Origin of the sequence: Actinoplanes awajinensis subsp. mycoplanecinus (assembly GCF_001509495.1) — a bacterium.
Classification (GTDB): Bacteria; Actinomycetota; Actinomycetes; order Mycobacteriales; family Micromonosporaceae; genus Actinoplanes; species Actinoplanes palleronii.
The window spans coordinates 269,173-285,899 of the sequence record NZ_LLZH01000013.1 but is presented as its reverse complement, the minus strand read 5'-3'; the positions used below and the strand labels follow the sequence as shown (position 1 = coordinate 285,899).

Sequence of the window (16,727 nt, the reverse complement as noted above, 5' to 3'; positions counted from 1 at the left end):
CAAGACCATCCATCGGTACGCCGGGGCGTACCGCGACGAGCCCTGGGCGCGGTGCGAGTGCGCCGGCCCGGGCGGTGAAGGACGGCAGACCATGTCAACGATGGGTACCCTGCGGCGCAAGGCTCTGGCCCCCGCGCTGCGATCAGTGACGTTCGCCTCCCGTGGGTTCCCGGTCACCGCGACCGCCGCGACCCAGCGCCTGGAGGCCATCCCGCAGGCGGTCGTCTGCGGATTCGAGTGGGGGATCGAGGTCGCGCAGCAGTGGGAGCTGGAGCGCCGCCTCGAGCTCGTCGAGCCGGAGATGCGCGGCTTCGCCTACGAGGGCGCCGCGATGGCCTGCACCATCCGCGACGTGATGGCCGGTGGGCGCGGACACCGCTCCCGTGACCTGCTCTCCGGTCCGGGCGTGCCGCACACGTTCCTCACGTACATCGGTGTCGGTTTCGCGATGGCCCGGCTGCCGCGGACCACCTGGAAGTGGGTGCTGCCGGACCTGACCGGCACGCCGTACTACCCGACGATGAGCTGGCTGGCCGTCGACGGCTACGGCTTCGACCTGGCCTACTTCCACACCGCCCGCTACGTCGACCAGCAGCGGGTCCCGCAGCCGTACCCGTGGCAGGGCCGGCCCGACTACTTCCCGCGCGCCGTCGACCAGGGCATCGGCCGGGCGCTGTGGTTCATCAACGGTGGCGGCGTGGACGCCGTCGGCGCGGCGGTCGGCCGGTTCGCCGCCGACCGGCAGGCGGATCTGTGGAGCGGGGTGGGCCTGGCGGCCACGTTCGCCGGTGGCGCGGACGCGGCGTCGCTGGCCACCCTGAGCCGGCTGGCCGGCGAGCACCGGCCGCACCTGGCGCAGGGCGCGGTCTTCGCGGCCAAGGCCCGCGCGTTCGCCGGTTTCACCCCGCCGCAGACCGAGCTCGGCACCACCGCGTTCGCCGGGCTCTCCGCCGCGGACGCGGTCCGGCTCTCCGACAGCGTCACCGACGCCGACCCGGGCGCGGTCCCGGCCGACTACGAGGGCTGGCGCGCCGGAATCCGGGCGCTGATAACGGCACAGAATGTGGCGGTCTGACCGCGGTACCACCGCTGCGCGCAATTCGGAAGATGACGACGGGCAACCGTGCCGGTGAAAATTGATCAACCTACGTCGATAGGAAAAGGAAAATGGGAATCGTCGCAGGAATCCGTCGTCGAATTCTGACCCCCAATGTCTCGCAGACCAGCATGGCCGTGCGTGGTTTCCACGTGAAGAGCACCGCGGCGAAGGACCGTTTGGAAACTGTCGGGAAATCCTTCCTGCAGGGGTACGCGCTGGCTGCCGAGGCACGCCGGCCCGCCGAGGCCGAGCCCCGGCTGGACCAGATCACCCCCGAGTTCCGGGGCTTCGCGTACGAGGGCGCCGCCATGGCGTTCGCGGTGCGCGACGGCCTGCCGCTCGGTGGCAAGCACATGCAGCGGTTCCTCGCCGGTGAGGGTGACCGGCACGTCTACATGGCGTACGTCGGTGTCGGCTGGGCGATGGCCCGGCTGCCCCGGGTGCGCTGGTCCACGCTGCACGCGCCGGACCCGCTGCTGCGCTGGCTGGTGCTCGACGGCTACGGGTTCCACCAGGCCTACTTCAAGACCGAGAAGTACGTGACCGGCCAGTTCCGCTCGGAGCGCTCGCCGTGGCCGGACGACGACTACCGCCGCTACGCCGCCCGGGCCATCGACCAGGGTGTCGGCCGGGCGATGTGGTTCGTCGCCGGCACCGACGCCCGCCGGCTGCACGCCATGGTGCAGCGGTTCCCCGAGCACCGGCGCGCCGACCTCTACGCCGGCACCGGCCTGGCGGCGACGTACGCCGGTGGCGCCGACGCCGCCGAGCTGCGCTGGCTGCGGACCGCCGTCGGCGAGTACGCCGCCGACCTGGCACAGGGCGCCTCGTTCGCGGCCGGCGCCCGGGTGCGCGCCGGCCTGGTCGTGCCGCACAACGAGGTGGCCACCGAGGTCTTCTGCGGGCGCACGACGGCCGAGGCCGCCCAGGTCAACGACGACGCGCTGGCCGGCCTGGACCACCACGGCCACGAACCGGCCTACGAGCAATGGCGCCAGCGCATCAAGCACACCTACCTGACCACCTCGGTCCTGCCGGAGCCGGACCGCGACCTTTCCCGGGGGACGGCATGACCAGGATCGCCGTCGTGGGGATGGCCTGCCGCTATCCGGACGCCACCACGACCCGGGAGTTGTGGGAGAACGCGGTCGCCGGTCGCCGGGCGTTCCGCCGCCTGCCGGACACCCGGATGAGCCTCGACGACTACTGGAGCGCGGACCCGTCCGCGCCGGACAAGTTCTACGCCCGCAACGCCGCCGTGATCGAGGGCTACGAGTTCGACCGGCTCGCCTACAAGGTGGCCGGCAGCACGTACCGCTCGACCGACCTGACGCACTGGCTGGCGCTGGACATCGCGGCGCACGCCCTGGCCGACGCCGGGTTCCCGCTCGGCGAGGGGCTGCCGCGCGAACGCACCGCGGTGGTCGTCGGCAACACCCTGACCGGTGAGTTCTCCCGGGCCAGCCAGATCCGGCTGCGCTGGCCGTACGTCCGCCGTACCGTCGCCGCCGCGCTCAAGGCGGAGGGCTGGGAGGACGAGCAGCTGGCCGGCTTCCTGGCCGACCTCGAGGTCACCTTCAAGCACCCGTTCCCGGCCGTCGACGAGGACACCCTGGCCGGCGGCCTGTCGAACACCATCGCCGGCCGGATCTGCAACTTCTTCGACCTCAACGGCGGCGGTTACACGGTCGACGGGGCCTGCTCCTCGTCGCTGCTGTCGGTCGCCACGGCCTGCAAGGCGCTGCTCGACGGGGACGCCGACGTGGCGATCGCCGGAGGCGTCGACCTGTCCATCGACCCGTTCGAGATCATCGGGTTCGCCAAGACCGGCGCGCTGGCCACCGGCGAGATGCGCGTCTACGACCGGCTCTCCAACGGCTTCTGGCCCGGCGAGGGCTGCGGCATGGTCGTGCTGATGCGCGAGGACGAGGCGCTCGCGGCCGGCCACCGGGTCTACGCGTCGGTCGCCGGCTGGGGGATCAGCTCCGACGGCAAGGGCGGCATGACCCGCCCCGAGATCAGCGGCTACCAGCTGGCCCTGCGCCGGGCGTACGAAAGAGCGGGTTTCGGCCTGGAGACCGTCGGCCTGTTCGAAGGCCACGGGACCGGGACCAAGGTCGGCGACGCCACCGAGCTGGGCGCGCTGTCGGCGGCCCGCAAGGCGGCCGGACCCTCGGCGGCACCGGCCGCGATCGGCTCGATCAAGGGCATGATCGGGCACACCAAGGCGGCGGCCGGCGTGGCCGGCATGATCAAAGCGGTGCTGGCGCTGCACCACGAGGTGCTGCCGCCGAGCATCGGCTCGGTCGACCCGCACGAGCTGCTGACCGGGAATGATCCGGCGCTGCGGGTGCTGCGCAAGGCCGAGGCGTGGCCGCGGGACACCCCGCTGCGCGCCGGCGTCACCGCGATGGGCTTCGGCGGCATCAACACCCACCTGGTGCTGGAGAACTCCCAGCCGCGCGGCCGGGGCACCCTCGACGCGCGCACCGGCGTGCTGGCCGGCTCGGTGCAGGACGCCGAGCTGCTGCTGATCGACGGCGGTACGGCCGACGAACTGCTCGCCCGGATCGACCAGCTGCTCACCCTGGTACCCACCCTCGCCTACGGGCAGCTCGGCGACCTGGCCGCGACCCTGCACGGCGAGCTGCAGGACCGCCCGCTGCGCGCCGGCGTGGTCACCGGTTCGCCGGCCGACGCCGAGCAGCAGCTGCGCACGCTGCGCGACGCGGTCGCGGCCGGCGAGACGCGGCGCCTGTCGGCCGACAGCCGGATCCTGCTGAACCGGGTCACCGGCCCGGCCCGGATCGGCTACCTCTTCCCCGGCCAGGGCTCCGGCTCCGGCGTCAGCGGGGGAGCGCTGCGCCGGCGCTTCACCGAGGCCGACGCCGTCTACACCGCCGCGAACCTGCCCACCGGCGGTGACCTGGTCGCCACCGAGGTGGCCCAGCCGCGGATCGTGACCGGCTCGGTGGCGGCGCTGCGGGTCCTCGACGACCTGGGTGTGACCGCGTCCGTCGCGGTCGGGCACAGCCTCGGCGAGATCGCCGCGCTGCACTGGGCCGGCGCGCTCGACGAGCAGGCGCTGCTGCGGGTCGCCGCGCTGCGCGGGCGCACCATGGCCCAGCACAGCGCGTCCGGCACGATGGCCGGCGTCGGCGCGTCCGCGCCGGTCGTCACGGAGCTGCTGGCCGGGCTGCCGGTGGTGATCGCCGCCTACAACAGCGGCGAGCAGACCGTGGTCGCCGGCAGCGTCGACGACGTGCAGGAGGTCTGCCGGCGGGCCGGCGAACGGGGCCTGGTGGCCCGGCCGCTGAACGTCTCGCACGCGTTCCACTCCCCGCTGGTCGCCCCGGCCGCGGACACCTTCGTCGCCGCGCTGGCCGGCGAGCGGCTCGGACCGGTCCGCCGTACCGTCGTGTCGACGGTGACCGGCGCGCCGCTCGCGCCGGACGCCGACCTGGCCGGGCTGCTGCACCGGCAGATCACCGACCCGGTGCTGTTCCAGCAGGCGGTCACCCAGGCCGCCGCCCAGGTCGACCTGCTCATCGAGGTGGGCCCGGGCCGGGTGCTGAGCTCGCTGGCCGGGCAGCTCACCGACGTGCCGGCGCTGGCCGTCGACACCGACGCGGAGTCGCTGACCGGGCTGCTGCGCGCGGCCGGCGCCGCCTACGTGATCGGGGCCGCCACCCTGGACCCGGCGCTGTTCCGCGGCCGCCTGGTGCGTGACCTGCCGCTGGACGTGACGTTCAGCTTCTTCGGCAGCCCCTGCGAGCAGGCCCCGGTGGTCTCGGTCGCCGAGCGGCGCGCCGAACCGGCCGGCACCGGCACCGCCGCGGAGCCCGGCTCGCCGGCCACCGTGGACGGCGAGGAGTCGACACTCGATCTGCTGCGCCGGCTCGCCGCCGAACGGGTCGAACTGCCGATCGAGCTGGTCCGCGGCGACAGCCTGTTCCTCGACGATCTGCACCTGAGCTCGATCACGGTCGGCCAGGTGGTCAACGCGGCCGCCGCCGCGCTGCGGCTGAACCCGTCGCAGGTGCCGACGAACTTCGCCACCGCGCGGGTGGCGGAACTCGCCGAGGCCCTCGACCAGCTGCGGTCCACGTCGACCGACGCCGACGCGGTCCGCACGCCGGTGGTGGCCGGTGCCGCGGCCTGGGCCCGGCCGTTCCGCCTCGACCTGGACGTGGTGCCGCTCGGCACCCGGCCCGCGGGGGAGGAGGCCGGCGTGTGGAGCGTGCACGCGCCGGAGGCCCACTCGTACGCGGAGGAATTGCGCCGCGGCCTGCAAGCGGCGCAGATCGGTGCCGGAGTGCTGGTCGTGCTGCCGGAACAGTGCGGCGAGGACGACCTGGCGCTGGCGCTGGCCGGCGCGCAGGAGGCGCTGACCGCGGCACCGCAGACCCGGTTCGTGCTGGTGCAGCACGGTCGCGGCGCGGCCGGGCTGGCCAAGACGCTGCGGCTGGAGGCCCCGCACCTGCGGGTCACCGTGATCCACCTGCCGACCGGCGCGCCGGACCTCGCGCAGGTGGTGGCCGAGGTGGCCGCGACCACGTCGTTCGCCGAGGCGCACTACGACGCGGACGGCACCCGGCGGGTACCGACGCTGCGGCCGATGCCGGTCAGCCCGGCGGTGACCGAGGCGCCGCTGGGCGACGCCGACGTGCTGCTGGTCACCGGCGGCGGCAAGGGCATCACCGCGGAGTGCGCGCTGGCTCTCGCCGGTGACACCGGCGCCGCGCTGGCCCTGCTCGGACGCTCCGACCCGGGAAGCGACCCGGAGCTGGCCGCGAACCTCGAGCGGATCGCCGCGGCCGGGGTCCGGTGCCACTACGAGCGCGCCGACGTGACCGACACCGATCAGGTCCGCCAGGCCGTCGACCGGTTCACCGCCGCACTCGGCCCGATCACCGCGGTCCTGCACGGCGCCGGGCGCAACGAGCCCGCGAGCCTGGCCACCCTGGACCGCGACGCGTTCCGGCGCACCTTCGCCCCGAAGGTCGACGGCCTGCGGACGGTGCTCGACGTGGTCGACCCGGCCACGCTGCGGCTGCTGGTGTCGCTGGGCAGCATCATCGGCCGGGCCGGCCTGCGCGGCGAGGCGCACTACGCCACCGCCAACGAGTGGCTGGCCGACCTGACCACCGAGGTCGGCCGGCGGCACCCGCAGTGCCGCAGCGTCTGCCTGGAATGGTCGGTCTGGTCCGGCGTCGGGATGGGCGAACGTCTGGCCGTCGTCGAGTCGCTGACCCGCGACGGCGTCACCCCGATCACCCCGGACCAGGGCGTCGCGATCCTGCGCCGGGTGCTGGCCGACCCGCAGTCACCGGACGTCGTGGTGATCAGCGGACGGACCGAGGGGATCGGCACGGTACGCCGGCCGCTGCCCCCGCTGCCGCTGTCGCGCTTCGTCGAGCGGCCGCTGGTGCGCTACCACGGCGTGGAACTGGTCTGCGAGGTCGAGCTGAACGCCGGCACCGACCTCTACCTGGCCGACCACGACCTGGACGGCAACCTGCTGCTGCCCGCGGTCTTCGGGATGGAGGCGATGGCCCAGGTCGCCGCGGCCACCACCGGGGTGGAGACGCTGCCGGTGATCGAACAGGCCGAGTTCCTGCGGCCGATCATCGTGACGCCGACCGGGCGCACCACGATCCGGGTCGCCGCGGTGGTCACCGCCGACGACACGGTCGAGGTGGCGATCCGCAGCGCCGAGACCGGGTACGCCGCCGACCACTTCACCGCCCGGCTGCGGCTCGGCGCGTCCGAGGTGCCCCAGGGCGCTCCGGAGCAGGTGCCCGCGGAGGTGCCGCCGGTGGAACTGGTGCCCGCCGAGGACCTCTACTCCGGGCTGCTGTTCCAGGGCGGCCGGTTCCAGCGGTTGCGCCGCTACCACAGCGCCGCGGCCCGCTACGTCGACGCCGAGGTGGCCGCGGACCCGGCGGTGCAGTGGTTCGCCTCGTACGTGCCGGACCACCTGCTGCTCGGCGACCCCGGCGTGCGGGACGCGCTGATGCACGGCAACCAGGTCTGCGTGCCCGACGCGACCCTGCTGCCGGTCGGCGTGGACCGGATCTACCCGGGCGGGGAGAAGCTCACCGCCGCGCAGGGCCTGCGCTACTGCGCCACCGAACGCTCCCGCGACGGCGACCTGTACGTCTACGACGTGGCGTTGCGCTCGGACGCCGGCGAGGTGCTCGAACGCTGGGAGGGCCTGCGGCTGCGGGCGGTCCGCAAGCAGGACCCGGCCGGACCGTGGGTGCCCGCGCTGCTCGGGCCGTACCTGACCCGGGCCGCCGACGACCTGCTCGGCAAGGCGGTGGCGGTCACCGTGGTGCCGGACGGTGACCTGCCGCGACGGGCGGCCACCCGGCTCGCCGCGACCCGGACGTTCCGGCGGCCGGTCGAGCTGCGCTACCGGGCCGACGGGCGTCCCGAGGTCGACGACGGTGTGGTCTCCGCGGCGCACGCGGCCGGGCTGACCGTCGTCACGGCGAGCACCGGAGCCCTCGGCTGCGACCTGGAGGTCGTGACCGCACGGGACGCCGGCGACTGGGCCGGGCTGCTGGGTCAGCACGCCGAGCTGGCCCGCCAGGTGGCCGCCGCGACCGGGGAGAGCCTCGACCAGGCGGCGACCCGGGTGTGGACCGCGCTGGAGTCGCTGCGCAAGGCCGGGCGGTCGCTGGACGGGCCGCTGACCGTACTGCCCGCGACCCGTGATCGCTGGGTGCTGCTGCGCGCCGGCGACCTGCGGGTGGCGACGTTCGCCACGGCCGTCCGGGACATCGCTGCGCCGGTCGTGGTCGCCGTACTGGCCGAGATGGGGGAGTGAGATGGACGAGTACTACGAGTACCCGCACACCGTCGGGTTCGAGGAGACGAACATCGTCGGGAACGTCTACTACGTCAACTACCTGCGCTGGCAGGGCCGCTGCCGGGAGATGTTCCTCAAGAACCACGCACCCGAGATCGTCGCCGAGCTGCAGGACGACCTGAAGCTGTTCACGCTGAAGGTGGACTGCGAGTTCTACGCCGAGATCACCGCGTTCAGCGAGCTGTCCATCCGGATGCGGCTGGTCGAGCTGGGGCAGACGCAGATCGAGTTCGGCTTCGACTACGTCCGCCTCGACCCGGGCGGCGGCGAGACCCTGATCGCCCGGGGCAGCCAGCGGATCGCCTGCATGCGCGGGCCGAACACCCGCACGGTGCCCGCCCGGGTGCCGGACGCCCTGGCCGCCGCGCTCGAGCCGTACGTGCTGGCCGGGCGGGGCGCCCGATGAACACCCCGCCGTTCGACGCGCTGGCGCTGCGCCAGGCGTTCGGCACGTTCGCCACCGGTGTCACGGTGGTGACCGTCGGCGGCCCGACGCCGCACGGGATGACCGCGAACTCGTTCACCGCGGTCTCGCTCGACCCCCCGCTGCTGCTGGTCTGCATCGAGCACAACGCGGTGATGCACGAGGCGTTGCGCTCCGCCGGACGCTTCGGCGTCTCGGTGCTGGCCGCCGGGCACGCGCCGCTCGCCCGGTACTTCGCCGACCGGCGGCGCCCGCTCGGCGGCGAACAGTTCGGCCCGGTCGACTGGCAGGCCGGTGAGCACACCGGCGCGCCACTGATCACCGGGGCGCTGGCGCACTTCGAGTGCGGGCTGTGGCGCTCCTACGACGGCGGCGACCACACCATCTTCCTGGGCCGGCTGCTCGGCATGGGCAGCGGCGCCGAGGACGAGGCGCTGCTGTTCCACCGGGGCCGGATCTCCGCGGCGCACCGCAGCGAGGTGGCGGCATGAGCGGCCTGGTCCCGCCCGGGCCGCCGCGCACCGCGGCCCTGCTCATGCTGATGGTGATGGGCCGTGACCGGCTCGGCATGATGACCGATGCGGCCGCCCGCTACGGCGACGCGGCACGCCTGCCGGTCGGCCCGAAACAGCTCTACTACTTCAACCACCCGGACCACGCCAAGCACGTGCTGGCCGACAACGCCGGGAACTACCACAAGGGCATCGGCCTGGTGCACGCCCGCCGCGCGCTCGGCGACGGTCTGCTCACCAGCGAGGGTGACCTGTGGCGCAAGCAGCGCAAGGTGACCCAGCCGGCGTTCCAGAGCCGGCGGATCGCCGCGCAGGCCGGCATCGTCGCCGAGGAGGCCACGAAACTTGTCGCCCGGCTGCGTCAGCACGCCGGCGGCGCACCGGTCGACATGCTGCAGGAGCTGACCGGGCTCACCCTCGGTGTGCTCGGCCGGACCCTGCTCGACGCGGACCTGACCCGCTTCGACACCGTCGGCGACGACTTCGCCGCGGTGCAGGACCAGGCCATGTTCGAGTTGGAGACGCTCGGCGCGGTCCCGCACTGGGTGCCGTTGCCCCGCCAGCTGCGGTTCCGCCGGGCCCGCACCAACCTGCAGCGCACCGTCGACCGGCTGGTCGCCGAGCGGGGCAGCACCGGCGGCGACGACGTGCTGTCCCGGCTGATCGTCTCCACTTCCGCCGAGGCCGACCCGGAGGTGGGCCGGCAGCGGCTGCGCGACGAGCTGGTCACGCTGCTGCTGGCCGGGCACGAGACCACGGCCAGCACGCTGAGCTGGACGTTGCACCTGATCGACAAGCACCCCGAGGTCCGCGAACGGCTGCGCCAGGAGGCCGTCGAGGTGCTCGGTGACCGGGCGCCGGTCTTCGAGGACCTGCACCGGCTCACCTACACCTCGATGGTGCTGGAGGAGGCCATGCGGCTCTTCCCGCCGGTGTGGATCCTGCCGCGCAAGTCGCTGGAAGCCGACGTGGTCGGCGGCTACCGGGTGCCGGCCGGCTCGGACGTGCTGATCTGCCCGTACACGCTGCACCGGCACCCGGAGTTCTGGCCGGAGCCGGACCGCTTCGACCCGGAGCGGTTCGACCGGTCCCGGGCGAGCGACCGGCCCCGGTACGCCTACATCCCGTTCGGCGCCGGGCCCCGGTTCTGCGTCGGCAACCACCTGGGCCTGATGGAGGCCGCGTTCGTGCTCGCCACCCTGGTCCGCGATCTGCGGCTGGAGAGCCCGCCCGGCCGGGCCGTGGTGCCCGAGCCGATGTTGTCGCTGCGGGTGCGCGGTGGCCTGCCGATGACCGTCACCGAAGCCGGCTGACCAGCACCACCCACTGTCACTGCTGTCGAGATGCCCTGTCACTGCTTTCGAGATAAGGGGAAGTCGTTGCCGCCCAATGACGTCAACCGTCTACGCCGAGCCCTGCCGGCGCTGTTCGTCCTGGTTCTCGTGGTCGCCGCGTACCTGGTGGCCCGGCTTCCGTCGGCCTCGGCCGCGACCCGCACCGAGATGGCCCAGCGGTTCAAGTTCACCGAGCTGGCCATCGCGATGCCGCCAGGCCTGCCCGAGCACACCGTCCGCACCGTCAACCCCAAGTACGAGCACATCCGCTCGTGGATCTCGTCGGTCGGCGCCGCCGTCGCCGTGAACGACCTCGACGGTGACGGCGCCTCCGACGACCTGTGCCTGGTGGACCCGCGCAGCGACAGCGTGATCGTCACCCCGGCGCCGCAGACCGGCACGTACGCCCCGTTCGTGCTGACCCCCGCCCCGCTGCCGAGCGGCCCGGCCATCGCGCCGATGGGCTGCACCCCCGGCGACTTCAACGCCGACGGGCGGATGGACGCGCTGGTCTACTACTGGGGTCGTACCCCGGTGGTGTTCCTGCACCGCCCCGAGGCCACCGGGCTGAGCGCGGCGACCTTCACCCCCACCGAGCTGGTGCCGCAGGCCAAGCCGGCCGACGGGCGCTACCGGGGTCCGCTGTGGAACACCAACGCGGTCGCGGTCGCCGACTTCGACGGGGACGGCCACGTCGACGTCGGGATCTTCAACTACTTCCCGGAGACCGCGGTCCTGGACCCGAACGGCGCGCCGAACGTGTCGATGAACCACTCGATGTCGCACGCTCGCAACGCCGGCGGCGCGCACATCCTGCGCTTCGTCTCCGCCACCGGCGGATCCGAGCCGTCGGTGACGTACGAGGAGCAGCCGGCCATCGCCCCGGCGGTGTCCAGCGGCTGGACGCTCGGCGCGACCACCGCCGACCTCGACGGTGACCTGCTGCCGGAGCTCTACCTGGCCAACGACTTCGGCAACGACCGCTTCTTCCACAACGTCTCCACCCCCGGCACGATCTGCTTCAAGCTCGCCGAGGGCAAACGCGACGCGACCACCCCGAAGTCGCTGGTGATGGGCCACGACTCGTTCAAGGGGATGGCCGCCGAGTTCGGCGACCTCGACCACGACGGCCGGTTCGACCTGTTCGTCAGCAACATCACCGAGTCGTGGGGCCTGGAGGAGAGCAACCACGTCTGGCAGAACACCGCCACCGACGCGGCCGACGCGCACCGGCTGCTGGACAAGGGCGTGGCGCCGTTCCGCAACGTCGCCGGCGACAAGAACCTGGCCTGGACCGGCTGGGGCTGGGACGCCAAGATGGCCGATTTCGACAACAGCGGCCAGATGGCCATCGTGCAGACCGCCGGCTTCGTCAAGGGCACCATCAACCGGTTCAACTGGCTGCAGGAACTGGCCATGAGCAACGACCTGATGCTGCAGGAACCGCAGATGTGGCCGAACGCCAAGCCCGGTGACGACATCTCCGGCTCCGACCACATGGCCTTCTGGGCCAAGGAGGACGGCAACGAGCGCTACGTCGACCTGAGCCCGCAGCTCGGCCTCGCCGCCGAGATCCCGACCCGCGGGGTCGCGGTCGCCGACGCCGACCGCGACGGCGCACAGGACTTCGCGGTGGCCCGGCAGTGGGGCGCGCCCGCCTACTACCGCAACGCGCGGCCCGCCGACGGCAACTTCCTCGGACTGCGGCTGTTCCGCCCGTCGACGGTGCCCGGCACGGCCACGGTGCCCGGCAGCCCCGCCTACGGCGCCCAGGTCCGGATCACCACGGCCGACGGCCGGATCCAGTTGTCGCAGGTCGACGGCGGCGGCGGGCACTCCGGCAAGCGCAGCTTCGACGTCTACTTCGGCCTCGGTGCGGCCGGCGACCGGCCGGTCGCCGCCCAGATCAGCTGGCGGGCCACCGACGGCAGCCAGCACACCCAGCAACTCGACCTCGCGAAGGGCTGGCACGACCTCGTGCTGACCGACCGCGCCACGGAGGTGACGAACCGATGACCGACGTCCGCGACCCCCAGGCCCGCACCAGCATGCCGACCGGCCCGACCCTGACCGACAACGCCGGAACCCCGATCGAGCCGAAGCCCGCCACGGCGGCCGGCCAGGGCGCCACCCCGCCGCGCATCGACAAGCGCGACCCGCGCTACCTGGCCCTGCGCAACTTCGCCATCTCCATGTCGATCTTCAACATCCTCGGGTACACCGTCCTGGGCTTCGAACAGCCGTGGCTGTGGCCGTTCCTGGCCCTGGCGGTCGGCTACACCGCCGAGATCACCATCGAGCTGGTCGCCGCGGCCGCGCACAAGCGGCGCCCGGCGTTCCGCGGCAACGGCGCCTGGGGTGTCTACACGTTCCTGCTGCCCACCCACATCACCACGCTCGCGGCGAACATGCTGCTCTACGCGAACGACAAGTTCTGGCCGATCCTGTTCGCCGTGCTCGTCGCGGTCGGGCAGAAGGCGGTGTTCCAGGCGCCGATCGCGGGCCGGATGCGGCACTTCATGAACCCGTCGAACTTCGGGATCACGGTCACCCTGCTTGCGTTCGGCTGGGTCAACATCGCGCCGCCGTACCACTTCACCGAGAACGTCCCCGACGTGATCAGCATGATGGTGCCGTTCATCATCCTCACCGCCGGCACCGTGCTCAACGCGATGCTCACCAAGAAGATCCCGCTGATCGTCGGCTGGGTCGGCGGGTTCGTCATCCAGGCGCTGCTGCGGCACTTCATCTGGGACGTCGCGATCTGGTCGACGCTCGTGCCGATCACCGGCGTGGCGTTCGTGCTGTTCACCAACTACATGATCACCGACCCGGGCACCACGCCGTCCCGGCCGCGCATGCAGTTCATGTTCGGCTCGAGCGTGGCCATGGTCTACGGCGTGCTGATGGTGTTCAACGTCGTCTACACGATGTTCTTCGCCGTGACGCTCGTCTGCGCCGCCCGCGGCCTGTTCTGGTGGGGCCGGTGGCTGCTCGACCGCCGTCGCCAGCGTGGCCTGGTGCCGGTGGCCGCGGCCCTTCCGGTAGCCGGCTGATTCCCCCGGGGAGGCGTGGCGCCCCCGCGCCTCCCCGGCTTCTTCCCCTTCCTTTTGTTGAGGAGCGCCGCCATGACCCAACAGTTGATCCGTACCCCTGCTATCGACCGGGCCGAGTCCCGGCCGAGTCCCCGCCGCACCGTCGCGGTCGTCGGCGCGGTCGTCGCCGGCCTGCTGCTCGCCGTGCTCTGGTCCTACGAGTTCGTCGACTCGGTCATCGGTGACAACGTCGCCAACACCATCCTGGACCGCGACGCCAAGCACACCGCGATCGCCGGCACCGTCGCCGGGCTGGTGTTCGCGTTCGTCTCCGGGCTGGCCGGCACGTTCACCGCCTGCAACATCGCGATGGCCGCCGCGATCGGCCCGATGAGCCAGGCCGGGGCCGGCTCGGCCACCGTCGGTCAGGCCCTGCGCGGCGCGGTCCGCCCGGTCGGCTGGCTGGCCGCCGGCATGGTCGGGGTCTCCGCGGTGTACGGCTTCGTCGGCGTCCTGCTCGGCGACCACCTGCCGCAGCTGTCCACCGCCACGGCCGGCGGCGTGCCGGTCCGGCTGATCCAGGCCTCGGTGGTCTTCGGCATCATCGGCCTGGCCCTGGCGTATCTCGGGCTGGCCGCGCTGGGCGTGCTGCCCGACGTGTTCCGCCGCCACCCGGTCGGCCGGGTCGTCGCCCTCGGCGCGCTGATCGGCGGGTTCCTGATCGGCCGGCCGTACCCGCTGTTCAACAAGCTCTTCCACTGGGCCGTCGAGACCGGCAACCCGATCAACGGCGCCGTCGCGTTCGTCCTGCAGTCGCTCGGCAACATCGTGGTCCTGGCCGTGCTGTTCACGGTGCTGGTGCTCGCCACCCGGGGCCGGTTCCTCAACTGGTTCGCCCGCGACCCGCGCCGCTCGGCCGTGTTCACCGGGGTGCTGCTGCTGGCCCTCGGCGTCTTCACGGTCGTCTATTGGGACGTGCGGCTGCCCTCGATGTTCGGTTACGGCTGGTTCCCGACCATGCCCTACAACAGCTGACCCACCTCGGACCTCCGGAAGGACCGCGCCATGTCTCTCAACCGCACCGGCCATCGGGTCGCTCTCAACGTCTTCCTGGTGGTGACGCTCGCCCACTGGGCTGAGCACCTGGTCCAGGCGTACCAAATCTGGGTCTTGGGGTGGGCGCGGCCGCAAGCGCGCGGCGTGCTCGGGCAGTTCTATCCGTGGCTGGTCAAGTCCGAGTGGATGCACTACGGCTACGCGGCCGTGATGCTGGCCGGGCTGTTCCTGCTGCGCCCGGCGTTCACCGGCCGGGCCCGGACCTGGTGGACGGTCGCCCTGGCGATCCAGTTCTGGCACCACATCGAACACTTCCTGCTGCTGTGGCAGGCGCAGACCGGCCACAACTTCTTCGGCAAGCCGGTGCCCACCAGCCTGCTGCAGGTGCTCTACCCCCGGGTCGAGCTGCACCTGTTCTACAACTCCATCGTGTTCATCCCCATGATCATCGGGATGTACCTGCATCTGCGGCCGAACCGGCGCGAGCTCGAGGACGCGCCGTGCGACTGCGTCGCGGTGGAGTCGCGCCCGGCCGTCGCGGTCGCCTGATGTCCGCGCGTGGCCGGTGGGTGGTGCTCGTCCTGCTGATCCTGGCCCCGCTGGGCCTCTGGCTGGCGGGCACCGACCGCCCGGCGCCGCTGGCGCTGGTGTCGAGCTCGCCGGTCGGGCCCGCCGAGGTCCGGCTGACGTTCTCGGCGGACGCCGACCCGGCGCTGTCGCACATCGCGGTGGCCACCGCGGAGGGCCGGCAGCTCGAGGCCGGTCCGGTCACCGCCGGCCCCGGCCACGTGCTGAGCGTCCCGGTGCAGTCGGTCGGCGCCGGCGGCTACACGGTCGCCTACCACGTGATCGGCACCCGGGGCGAGCAGGTCAGCGGCGTGATCCGGTCCGGCGGTGGCGATGCGGTGGCGGACGACGACGCACTGGCGGCGCTCCCCGGCCACGAGCACGAGCACGGCATCGACCCGCTCAGCGGCATCCTGCTGGCGATCAACCTGCTCGTCGTGCTCACCGTCGCCGCGCTCCTCCTACGCCCCCGCCCCGTCCCCGCCACCTGACCCGCAGCCCACCCTGCCGCCCTGCGTTGGGCACGGTTCCCGGCTGGCGTGCAGGGGTGTCTCGACCGCTTTGACACACCCCTGGGAGCCAGCCGGTGACCCGCAGCCCGGCCCACGGCCCGGCACGACGATGAGGGCTTGATATGCAGATTTCTGGCACGCTGCGTGGTGCGCTGGGTGCGGCTACCGAGGACCGGATCATTTTTGACCTCGGTGGGATCGGGGAGAGCCAGCGACGTCTGACGCGGGAGCTGCCCGGGGTCGCGGTGCGGTTCGCGGTCAAGGCCTGCCCGGTTGACGAGGTGCTCGACACGCTGGCCGTGGCCGGGGCCGGGTTCGACACGGCGAGCCCCGGTGAGATCCGGCAGGCGCTGCGCACCGGCACTCCGCCCCGGCTGATCCACTATGGCAACGTGGTGAAGTCGGACGCGGACATCGCTGCCGCCTACCGGCTGGGCATCCGGGACTTCGCCACCGACAGCGTGGCGGATGTGCGGGCGATCGCCGCGCACGCGCCCGGCGCCCGGGTGTTCTGCCGGATCGTGACCACCGGGGCCGGCGCGCTCTGGGGGCTGCAGGGCAAGAACGGCTGCTCGGTGCCGGAAGCGGTGACCGTGCTGGCCACCGCCCGGGCCTGCGGGCTCACCCCGGCCGGGCTGTCGCTGCACGTCGGCTCGCAGCAGATGAGCACCACCGCCTGGCGGGCCGCCGCCGACGACCTGGTGCACGCGATCACCCGGCTGCGCCGGCGCGGCATCCGGCTCGACCACGTCAACCTCGGCGGCGGGCTGCCCGCCCTCGGCTACCTCGACCGGCGCGGTCTGCCGCTGCACCCGCCGCTCGACGCGATCCTGGCCGAGCTGCGCGACGGCATCGGACGGCTGCGCCGCACGGCCGGCACCCCGCTGGACGTCATCCTGGAACCCGGCCGGCACCTGGTCGCCGACCACGGCGCGATCCGCGCCCACGTGGTCCGGCTGACCACCCGTGGACGCGCACGCTGGCTCTACCTGAGCTGCGGCAAATTCAACGGACTGTACGAGATGGACCAGCTGCAGTACCGCCTGGAGTTCCCCACCCACCGCGGCGCCCCGACGGTGCCCGCGGTGATCGCCGGGCCGACCTGCGACAGCGACGACGCGTACGACGCCGGGCACCCGATGCCGGTCCCGGCCGGGCTGCGCTCCGGTGACCCGGTGTGGATCCTCGCGACCGGGGCGTACTCGGTCAGCTACCGGTCGGTGGGCTTCAACGGGTTCGCGCCGTTGCCGTACCGGGCCGTGCACGACCGGCAGCCGGTCGACGTGGCGCTGCGATGACCCCCGAGGTACG

At 72.9% G+C, this 16,727-nt stretch carries 12 protein-coding genes; all 12 read left to right on the top strand.

Annotated elements, in window-relative coordinates; all coding sequences use genetic code 11:
* Positions 1–91 precede the first annotated feature (91 nt).
* The 12 genes from ADL15_RS04675 to ADL15_RS04620 all read left to right on the top strand — a co-directional run bounded on the left by ADL15_RS04675 (position 92) and on the right by ADL15_RS04620 (position 16,714).
* Positions 92–1,075, top strand: coding sequence for a DUF1702 family protein (locus ADL15_RS04675; protein ID WP_067685325.1), 984 nt, complete (start codon positions 92–94; stop codon positions 1,073–1,075).
* A gap of 92 nt (positions 1,076–1,167) precedes the next feature.
* The gene (locus tag ADL15_RS04670) at positions 1,168–2,172 is read left to right on the top strand and encodes a DUF1702 family protein (RefSeq protein WP_067685324.1); all 1,005 of its coding nucleotides are present in this window, start codon (positions 1,168–1,170) and stop codon (positions 2,170–2,172) included.
* Positions 2,169–7,934 (top strand): type I polyketide synthase, encoded by a 5,766-nt coding sequence (locus tag ADL15_RS04665; RefSeq protein WP_067685323.1) that lies wholly within the window; start codon positions 2,169–2,171, stop codon positions 7,932–7,934. The genes ADL15_RS04670 and ADL15_RS04665 overlap by 4 nt, the downstream gene beginning before the upstream one ends.
* 1 nt (position 7,935) lies before the next feature.
* Positions 7,936–8,382, top strand: coding sequence for an acyl-CoA thioesterase (locus ADL15_RS04660; RefSeq protein WP_067685322.1), 447 nt, complete (start codon positions 7,936–7,938; stop codon positions 8,380–8,382).
* Entirely contained in the window at positions 8,379–8,891 is a 513-nt protein-coding gene (locus tag ADL15_RS04655; protein ID WP_067685321.1) for a flavin reductase family protein, read from the top strand. Before ADL15_RS04660 ends, ADL15_RS04655 begins: the two co-directional genes overlap by 4 nt.
* Positions 8,888–10,225 carry a cytochrome P450 gene (locus ADL15_RS04650; RefSeq protein ID WP_067685320.1) on the top strand — a complete coding sequence of 446 codons (1,338 nt, stop codon included), beginning with the start codon at positions 8,888–8,890 and terminating at the stop codon, positions 10,223–10,225. The genes ADL15_RS04655 and ADL15_RS04650 overlap by 4 nt, the downstream gene beginning before the upstream one ends.
* 30 nt (positions 10,226–10,255) lie before the next feature.
* Positions 10,256–12,262, top strand: coding sequence for a CRTAC1 family protein (locus ADL15_RS04645; RefSeq protein WP_067685319.1), 2,007 nt, complete (start codon positions 10,256–10,258; stop codon positions 12,260–12,262).
* A gap of 32 nt (positions 12,263–12,294) precedes the next feature.
* The gene (locus ADL15_RS04640; RefSeq protein WP_394326911.1) at positions 12,295–13,302 is read left to right on the top strand and encodes an enediyne biosynthesis protein; all 1,008 of its coding nucleotides are present in this window, start codon (positions 12,295–12,297) and stop codon (positions 13,300–13,302) included.
* A gap of 72 nt (positions 13,303–13,374) precedes the next feature.
* Positions 13,375–14,316: a hypothetical protein gene (locus ADL15_RS04635; protein ID WP_067685317.1), complete on the top strand. Its 942-nt coding sequence runs from the start codon at positions 13,375–13,377 to the stop codon at positions 14,314–14,316.
* 30 nt (positions 14,317–14,346) lie between these two features.
* Positions 14,347–14,886, top strand: a complete 540-nt coding sequence (locus ADL15_RS04630; RefSeq protein WP_067685316.1) for a hypothetical protein — start codon at positions 14,347–14,349, stop codon at positions 14,884–14,886.
* The gene (locus ADL15_RS04625) at positions 14,886–15,395 is read left to right on the top strand and encodes a copper resistance CopC family protein (RefSeq protein WP_067685315.1); all 510 of its coding nucleotides are present in this window, start codon (positions 14,886–14,888) and stop codon (positions 15,393–15,395) included. The genes ADL15_RS04630 and ADL15_RS04625 overlap by 1 nt, the downstream gene beginning before the upstream one ends.
* A 143-nt stretch (positions 15,396–15,538) precedes the next feature.
* Positions 15,539–16,714: a type III PLP-dependent enzyme gene (locus ADL15_RS04620; protein WP_067685314.1), complete on the top strand. Its 1,176-nt coding sequence runs from the start codon at positions 15,539–15,541 to the stop codon at positions 16,712–16,714.
* Positions 16,715–16,727 lie beyond the last annotated feature (13 nt).

Excerpts from the sequence above, each read along its gene's own strand:
- ADL15_RS04650 (WP_067685320.1), top strand. The coding sequence starts at position 8,888 with ATGAGCGGCCTGGTCCCGCCCGGGCCGCCGCGCACCGCGGCCCTGCTC.
- ADL15_RS04620 (WP_067685314.1), top strand. The coding sequence starts at position 15,539 with ATGCAGATTTCTGGCACGCTGCGTGGTGCGCTGGGTGCGGCTACCGAG.
- ADL15_RS04625 (WP_067685315.1), top strand. The coding sequence starts at position 14,886 with ATGTCCGCGCGTGGCCGGTGGGTGGTGCTCGTCCTGCTGATCCTGGCC.
- ADL15_RS04640 (WP_394326911.1), top strand. The coding sequence starts at position 12,295 with ATGCCGACCGGCCCGACCCTGACCGACAACGCCGGAACCCCGATCGAG.
- ADL15_RS04655 (WP_067685321.1), top strand. The coding sequence starts at position 8,379 with ATGAACACCCCGCCGTTCGACGCGCTGGCGCTGCGCCAGGCGTTCGGC.
- ADL15_RS04630 (WP_067685316.1), top strand. The coding sequence starts at position 14,347 with ATGTCTCTCAACCGCACCGGCCATCGGGTCGCTCTCAACGTCTTCCTG.
- ADL15_RS04675 (WP_067685325.1), top strand. The coding sequence starts at position 92 with ATGTCAACGATGGGTACCCTGCGGCGCAAGGCTCTGGCCCCCGCGCTG.
- ADL15_RS04635 (WP_067685317.1), top strand. The coding sequence starts at position 13,375 with ATGACCCAACAGTTGATCCGTACCCCTGCTATCGACCGGGCCGAGTCC.
- ADL15_RS04645 (WP_067685319.1), top strand. The coding sequence starts at position 10,256 with ATGCCCTGTCACTGCTTTCGAGATAAGGGGAAGTCGTTGCCGCCCAAT.
- ADL15_RS04670 (WP_067685324.1), top strand. The coding sequence starts at position 1,168 with ATGGGAATCGTCGCAGGAATCCGTCGTCGAATTCTGACCCCCAATGTC.
- ADL15_RS04665 (WP_067685323.1), top strand. The coding sequence starts at position 2,169 with ATGACCAGGATCGCCGTCGTGGGGATGGCCTGCCGCTATCCGGACGCC.
- ADL15_RS04660 (WP_067685322.1), top strand. The coding sequence starts at position 7,936 with ATGGACGAGTACTACGAGTACCCGCACACCGTCGGGTTCGAGGAGACG.